The 7,193-nt window shown below is 68.4% G+C and carries 6 protein-coding genes; 5 read left to right on the top strand and 1 reads right to left on the bottom strand.

Annotated elements, in window-relative coordinates:
• Positions 1–287: 287 nt before the first annotated feature.
• Positions 288–2,297: a DUF6541 family protein gene (locus ACZ6DT_RS04420; RefSeq protein ID WP_465588434.1), complete on the bottom strand. Its 2,010-nt coding sequence runs from the start codon at positions 2,295–2,297 to the stop codon at positions 288–290.
• Positions 2,298–2,378: 81 nt separating this feature from the next.
• Here ACZ6DT_RS04420 and glf point away from each other — a divergent pair, with 81 nt between their 5' ends.
• From glf to ACZ6DT_RS04445, 5 genes are all read left to right on the top strand, one after another.
• Positions 2,379–3,605 carry a UDP-galactopyranose mutase gene (glf, locus tag ACZ6DT_RS04425; RefSeq protein WP_465588437.1) on the top strand — a complete coding sequence of 409 codons (1,227 nt, stop codon included), beginning with the start codon at positions 2,379–2,381 and terminating at the stop codon, positions 3,603–3,605.
• On the top strand, positions 3,598–4,113 hold the full coding sequence (locus tag ACZ6DT_RS04430) for a phosphatase PAP2 family protein (RefSeq protein ID WP_465588440.1): 516 nt from the start codon (positions 3,598–3,600) through the stop codon (positions 4,111–4,113). Before glf ends, ACZ6DT_RS04430 begins: the two co-directional genes overlap by 8 nt.
• Positions 4,110–5,075, top strand: coding sequence for a decaprenyl-phosphate phosphoribosyltransferase (locus ACZ6DT_RS04435; protein ID WP_465588442.1), 966 nt, complete (start codon positions 4,110–4,112; stop codon positions 5,073–5,075). The genes ACZ6DT_RS04430 and ACZ6DT_RS04435 overlap by 4 nt, the downstream gene beginning before the upstream one ends.
• 99 nt (positions 5,076–5,174) lie before the next feature.
• Positions 5,175–5,450: a hypothetical protein gene (locus ACZ6DT_RS04440; protein WP_465588445.1), complete on the top strand. Its 276-nt coding sequence runs from the start codon at positions 5,175–5,177 to the stop codon at positions 5,448–5,450.
• Positions 5,451–5,484: 34 nt separating this feature from the next.
• The gene (locus ACZ6DT_RS04445) at positions 5,485–6,990 is read left to right on the top strand and encodes a hypothetical protein (RefSeq protein WP_465588448.1); all 1,506 of its coding nucleotides are present in this window, start codon (positions 5,485–5,487) and stop codon (positions 6,988–6,990) included.
• The last annotated feature ends 203 nt before the right edge of the window (positions 6,991–7,193 follow it).

Here is a 7,193-nt window from a genome sequence, read left to right on the forward strand (position 1 = left end):
AGGAGGTGGTGGCGGACAAGACTGCCCCCCCTTGCGTCGCCAGCGTGGGGGGGAGGGGGGGGTGGCGTTTTCTCTCTCCCCCCCCCCCCCCCCCCCCCCCCCCCCGAGCCTTGATCTTTGGCCGCGATTCGCGTGTCCAGACCCGGGATTCGCGTGATCAGAGGCGGAACTCGCGTGATTGGAGACGGAACTCGCGAGTTCCGGCGGGAGACACGCGAGTTCCGGCTTCACGCACGCGTCTTCCGCCTCGGCGCACGTGTGGTCGCTCCCCCTGCGGGAGACGGACCTCAGCGGGTCAGGGTGTAGATCGACGCGCCCGCGTTGCCGAAGTCCTTGCGCAGGAAGTTCAGCCCGTCCAGATCGCGCAGCCCCGGCGCCGGGGGTTCGCCGATCTTGATCGGCGTGCTCCCGATCAGCACGTGCTTGATGTTCAGCCGTTTCACCGCGGCCCGCACCTCGGGGTCGGTGTCGTAGTCCCGGAAGTGCAGCGCCAGATACTTCGCGTCCGGCGGCGGCACGCCCGGGTCGTAGTGCCCGGCGACCGGGTGGATGCCGGTGATCGCGTACAGCCAGGCCGTCCCGTCGGAGCGCTCGTTGAGCACCTTCTCGTCGGGTCCGATGTCCATCTTGGCCAGCTCGTTCATCGCGGCCAGTTCGTCGGCGCCGACCGGCGGCGTGACCTCGCCCTCGGGCCCGTTGTAGTACAGGAACGACACCGCGTGCGCGTTCGACTCGGTGTAGAAGCCCTTGGTCAGCACGGCCGACGCGGCGACGACGGACACGGCGGTCGCCAGTCCGAGCCGGGCGGGCAGGGCGGGCCTGCTCTTGACCCAGGACCGCCCGCTCGCCCACTTCGCGAACCAGCGCTGCAGTTGGGCCATCCCGTGCCCGGCCAGCAGACAGAGCGGGATCGCGGCGAGCGCCATCAGGCGGTACCGGTCGTTCCACCACGGCCGCGACAGCGAGATCACCCACGGTTCGGCGCCGAACGACGCGACCAGCACGAACAGCACCGAGAAGCCCAGCGCGGCGAGCCCGATCCAGCGCATCCGCCCGAGCCGGAACAGACTCAGGACACCGATGACCAGCAACACCGTCAGCCACACCTGCGGAGCGCTCAGCACCTGCCGGAAGGTCACCAGCAGCGCCAGCGACTTCACCACCGGCAGGTCCGAGCCCCACGCGTGATAAGGGTATGAACCCGAAGTGAATTTCAGGGCGCCGAGAATGTGCGGTGCCGCGAGCAGCGCGCTCCCCACCATCACCGGCACCATCTTCACGACGTCGCCGCCGATGACCCGCCAGCCGCCGCGGCCTTCCGGCACCCCGTCGAGCCGTTTGTGCCGCAGCGCGCGGTACCAGCGCTGCACCACCAGCGGGAAGGCGAACAGCAGCGCGCCGAACAACGCCGACGAGTGCGCCGCCAGGAGCCCGACAGCGGTCAGCGCGAGCACATAGCCCGTGTCGAGGCCGGGTCGTGCGAGGAACCGGGCCAGCGCGACCACGGCCAGTGGCGTCAGCACGATCCCCAGCGCGAACGGCAGCAGCCCGCTGGACACCGATTCGTACGCGCCGGTGGTGGCCGCGGCGGCCACCAGCGCCGTGCAGCCCGCGAACACCGCGCGCCCGCCGAGCTGGCGGATCAGCGCGACCATCGACAGCGCGAAGATCCCGGCGACCGGCATCGTGATGGCGTTCAGCGTGACCGGGATCGTCGTCCCCGAAATCGAGTACACGAGCGAGCCGACCAGGTGATACGCGTTCGGGTAGAACGAGCCGTCCGGGTACCAGTTGATGGTGCCCATGCCGGTCAGCGAGCCGTCGCCGGTCTCGGCGATGTAGCGGATGCCGTTCGCGTGGAACACGGTGTCCCAACGCTGGAACACCGCCATCGTGCCGCCGCGGGCCGAGAGCACCACGAGGATCGAGAGTCCGACGGCCAGCGCGACGCAGGCGGCGACGGCGTAGTGCGCACGCGGGTGCCACTTCGTCGGCGGCTCCTCGGCGCCCGGCTTGATCCAGCCGCGGCTCTGGCCCAGCCTTCTGAGCCCGAAGCCGAGCCCGGCGAGCACGGCCGTGACGCCCGCCACGGTCAGTGGGTTGTACGACACGCCAGCGAGTGCCAGCCACGGACCGGCCAGTCCGGTTACCGTGTAGGACAGCAGCGGGGCCAGGCCTGCCAGGGCCCAGCCGCGCAGGCCGGCGGCCCGGCCGACGAGCCCGCCGGGGATCGCCAGAACGGCCAGGTAGGTCAGGGTCGCACCGAAGTACGACCAAAAGGTGTCCGGAGTAGGCACTGCTTCCTAAATGTATCTGTCGAAGGTGAAAACCGGTGCTCGCTGCAGGGCACGGAGTCGACGTGCGTACCCTCGACGCCCGTGAGCGCGCACACGAACCCCGACAAGATTACTGAAGCCGATTTCACCGGCTACGACCTCATCGTGGTCGGGTCCGGTTTCTTCGGGTTGACCGTTGCCGAACGGGCCGCGGCCGAGCTCGGCAAGAAGGTCCTCGTGCTGGAGCGGCGCCACCACCTCGGTGGCAACGCCTACTCCGAAGCCGAGCCCGAGACCGGGATCGAGGTGCACCGTTACGGTGCGCACCTGTTCCACACCTCGAACAAGCGGGTGTGGGAGTACGTCAACCGCTTCACCGAGTTCACGAACTACCAGCACCGCGTGTTCGGCAAGTACCAGGGTCAGGTCTACCCGCTGCCGATGAACCTGGCGCTGATCAACCAGTTCTTCGGCAAGTCGCACACGCCGGACGAGGCCCGCGAGCTGATCGCCAAGCAGGCTTCGGAGTTCGAGACCGCGAACGCGCAGAACCTCGAGGAGAAGGCGATCTCGCTGATCGGCCGCCCCCTCTACGAGGCGTTCATCCGCGGCTACACGGCCAAGCAGTGGGAGAACGACCCGAAGAACCTCGGCGCCGACATCATCACCCGGCTCCCGGTCCGCTACACCTTCGACAACCGGTACTTCAACGACACCTACGAGGGCCTGCCCGTCGACGGGTACACCGCGTGGCTCGAGAAGATGGCCGAGCACGAGAACATCGAGGTGCGGCTGAACGTCGACTACTTCGACGTCCGCGAGCACATCCCCGCCGGTACCCCGACCGTCTACACCGGGCCGCTGGACCGCTACTTCGACTACTCCGCGGGCCGGTTCACCTGGCGCACCGTGGACTTCGAGTCCGAGGTCGTCGAGACGGGTGATTTCCAGGGCGCCTCGGTCGTCAACTACAACGACCAGGAAGTGCCCTACACCCGGATCATCGAGTTCCGGCACTTCCACCCGGAGCGCAAGCACTACCCGAACGACAAGACGGTCGTGTTCCGCGAGTACTCCCGGTTCGCCGGTGAAACCGACGAGCCGTACTACCCGATCAACACCCCGGACAACCGCGAGAAGCTCGAGGCCTACCGGGAGCTGGCGAAGACCGAAGCCAAGGAGCGCAACGTCCTGTTCGGCGGGCGGCTGGGCACCTACAAGTACCTCGACATGCACATGGCGATCGGCTCCGCGCTGACCGCGTTCGACAACAAGATCGCGCCGCACCTGACCGATGGCGCGCCGCTGGACGGATCCCTCGATGCTTGACAAGGGCGTTCCCACCGGTGAGGTGGCGGTTCTCGCGAAGGCACAGGGCGTCCTGAAGAGCGACGTCACGGTGAAGGCGGCACGTGGTCTTTCGCACTTCGGTGAGCACAGCGCGGGATGGTTCGCGCTGGGGCTCGTCGGGGCCGCGGTCGACAAGAAGCGCCGCAAGGACTGGCTGATCGCGGCGGCGGGCGTCGTCGGCGCCCACGCCGCCTCCATCGCGGTGAAACGCGTGGTCAGGCGGCCGCGACCGGACCACCCGAGCGTCGAGGTCCTGGTCTCCACGCCGAGCAAGCTGAGCTTCCCGTCCTCGCACGCGACCTCCACTACGGCGGCGGCGGTGCTCTACTCCGGATTGACCGGGCGTAACCTGGTCCCGGCCCTGGTACCGCCGATGCTGGCCTCCCGGCTCGTCCTCGGCGTCCATTACCCGACCGACGTACTGGCCGGAGCTGCCCTTGGGGGCGTAGTCGGCGGCTTGATACGTAGGAAGCTGAAGCGACGATGAGTGAAACGACCGAGAAGGCCGATTCGAAGCCTGACGACGTAGAACCCGTGGCCGCGACAGAGGCCGCCGAACCGAAGAAGGTCGCCGGCGGTCTCGTCGGCGGCATCATCAAGACGGCACGCCCGCGCCAGTGGGTGAAGAACGTGCTGGTGTTCGCCGCACCGTTCTTCGCCTTTTCGAAGTCGACGGACCGGACCGGCCTGCTGATCGCCGCGGTGATCGCCTTCGCGGCGTTCTCGCTGGTGGCCTCCTCGGTCTATCTCATCAACGACGCGATCGACGTCGAGGCGGACAAGGCCCACCCGACCAAGCGGAACCGGCCGATCGCGGCCGGGATCGTGCCGGTGCCGGTGGCCTTCGTCGCGGCGGGCGTGTTCTTCGCCGCCGGCCTCGGCATCTCGTTCCTCGCCAGCTGGCAGCTCGCGGTCGTGCTCGCGGTCTACGAGGCCGTCCAGCTCGGCTACTGCTTCGGCCTCAAGCACCAGCCGGTGGTCGATCTGGCCATCGTCGGTTCGGGCTTCCTGATGCGGTCGATCGCCGGTGGTGTGGCCGCGGGTATCGCGCTTTCACAGTGGTTCCTGCTGGTCACCGCGTTCGGCTCGCTGTTCATGGTGGCGGGCAAGCGCTACGCCGAGATCATGCTCTTCGAGCGCACAGGGGCGAAGATCCGGTCTTCGCTCAAGAAGTACTCGGCGAGCTACCTGCGGTTCGTCTGGGCGACGTCCGCGGCGATCCTGATCATGTCGTACTGCTTGTGGGCGTTCGAGATCCGCCAGGTCGAGCGCGACTCGGTCTGGGCGATCGTCTCGATGGTCCCGTTCGTGGTGGCCGTGCTGCGCTACGCCGTCGACGTCGACGGCGGCAACGCGGGCGAGCCGGAGGAGATCGCGCTCAAGGACCGCGTGCTCCAGGTGCTCGGCGCGAGCTGGGTGGTCACACTGTTCCTGTCGTTCTATCTCTGATTCGACAGCTCGGACACGGCGCGTCCACAGGATGCGCACGCATCCTCGGTGATGGGGGGCGGGCACCGCGCCCGCCCCCCATCGACCTGGGAGCGAAAGATGAGCGACCCGCAGCGGCCGTCCGAAGACGAAGACAAGACGGTCGAGCAGCCGGCCGAGACCTCGAAGAAACCCCCTGAGACTCCGGCCGCCGCTCTTGCCGGGCCGCCGCCCGGCTGGGGGCCCGCACAGCAGGCTTCGCCCGCGAAGGGCGGTTTCCGGCGCTTCGCCGGGCACCTCGGGACGCAACTGGTGGCGGTCGGCCTCCTCGGCTTCATCCTCGGCGGCGGGATCATCGGCACCGCCGGCGTGACCGGTCCTACGGTGGGTAGATAACGGAATCATCACGACACCGTGTACGGTGTCCGGGATGCGAAGCGCCTCCGCTGATCTGCCCCAGGCTTCCGGTGCGCTGCCGGGAACCGCCGTCCTCACCCGACCCTGGGTGCTTCCCGCCGGGGCGGCCGTGGCTTCGGCCCTGGTTTTCGTGCTGGCCAGCGGGCATTTGATCGACGACACGTACATCACGCTGTCGTATGCGAAGAACCTCGCCTTCCATGGCCACTGGGGCTTGATCGAAGAGGGCACCGCCAACACCGCGACGTCGCCGCTGAACGTCTTCGTGCTGGCACTCGTCACCTTCATCGTCCGAGACGCCGTCTTCGCGGCAGGGGTCGTCTTCGTCGCCAGTCAGGTGGTGCTCGTCCTCGGTCTGCGCCGCATCGGCACGGCGACCGGTCTCCCGGGCTGGTTCGCCCCGCTGGCACTGGGCCTGCTGCTGGTGAACCCGCTGCTGCTGTCGTCGGTCGGCCTCGAAGTCGCCCTCGGCGCGACGGCGGTCGTCTGGCTGATGGTGTTCCTGCACGAACGCAGGCCCGCCGCCGCGGGCGCGGTGCTCGGCCTGATCGCGCTGATCCGGATCGATCTGCTGCTGATCGCCTTCGTCCTGTTCCTCGCGCGCCGCGGGTTCTGGGCGGGCATCTGGCGGATGACGTTCGCGGCGCTCGCGGTGATGCTGCCGTGGTTCCTGTTCAGCTGGCTGGTGCTGGGTTCGGCGGTGCCGGACACCCTGGTCATCAAGATCATGCAGCGTTCGTGGGGCCATTTCAGCTTCACCAACGGCCCGCTGCTGTATTGGCGCAACTTTCCGGTCGCGGCGACGCTTTCCTTTCTGCCGCTCGTGTTCGGCGGGCTCGCCGGTCTACTGTGGACGTTCCAGTTCCGGCGCGGTTCGGAACGGGCGAAGCGGCTGCTGCCGTTCGCGACCCTCGCGATCGCCGGCGCGGCGCACTATCTGGCCTACTGCTGGCTCAACGTCCCGCCGTACCACTGGTATTACGCGCCGAGCATCACCGGCGCGACGATCTTCCTCGCCGCCGCTGCCTGCGTCGTACCCGGTCGCGCGCGGCTCGGTGCGAGGATCCTCGCCGGCGCGTTCCTGCTCGTGAGCGCTTTCGCGTACGCGGCCCCAGAGCTGCCGCGCCGGTTCGCGCCGATCACCAGCAACCACGCCGCGTCCGACGAGTACCGCGAGATCGGCGCGCGACTGGGGGAATTGACCAAAGGGCGCAAGGTGGAAAGCGCCGGCGAGGTCGGCGGGCTCGCCTACGCCTGCGATTGCGACATCGTCGACCAGTTCTCCGACCGGGGCTCGGTCGACCCTGCCATCGTCGAGACGAAGAACCGCAGCAGTGATCTCGGCAAGGCCCTGCTGGAAGCGAACTTCCGGTTCTTCGACCACAGCGTCCCGCCCGCGACCCCGGATCTCGTGCTGGCCACCACCCGGAAAACGCCGCCACCGAACGCACTGGCGACCTGGACGATCAGCTCGCCCTGGATGGGCACGCAGCAGCTCTACCTGCTCCCCGCGCGGTGACCGTTCGGTACAGGTGGTCGTGAGTGGCGTTTCGGGTTCTATTGAGGGGTGACGCAAAGGTGTCGGGTCGCGGGGTTTCGCTCGCGGCCGTGGGGCGATGGCGGGGGGGGGAGAAACCCCCGGTAGCCGCGCGGTATATCACCAGGCGGCCTCGTTCCCCCCCTCCCCCCCCCCCCCGCTGCCCCCCCCACCCCCAGGACGAA

This window comes from Amycolatopsis sp. NPDC041971 (assembly GCF_055588925.1).

What these genes read in the sequence shown, in the direction of transcription:
- ACZ6DT_RS04435 (WP_465588442.1), top strand. Translation starts at nt 4,110, where the DNA reads ATGAGTGAAACGACCGAGAAGGCCGATTCGAAGCCTGACGACGTAGAA.
- ACZ6DT_RS04445 (WP_465588448.1), top strand. Translation starts at nt 5,485, where the DNA reads ATGCGAAGCGCCTCCGCTGATCTGCCCCAGGCTTCCGGTGCGCTGCCG.
- ACZ6DT_RS04440 (WP_465588445.1), top strand. Translation starts at nt 5,175, where the DNA reads ATGAGCGACCCGCAGCGGCCGTCCGAAGACGAAGACAAGACGGTCGAG.
- ACZ6DT_RS04430 (WP_465588440.1), top strand. Translation starts at nt 3,598, where the DNA reads ATGCTTGACAAGGGCGTTCCCACCGGTGAGGTGGCGGTTCTCGCGAAG.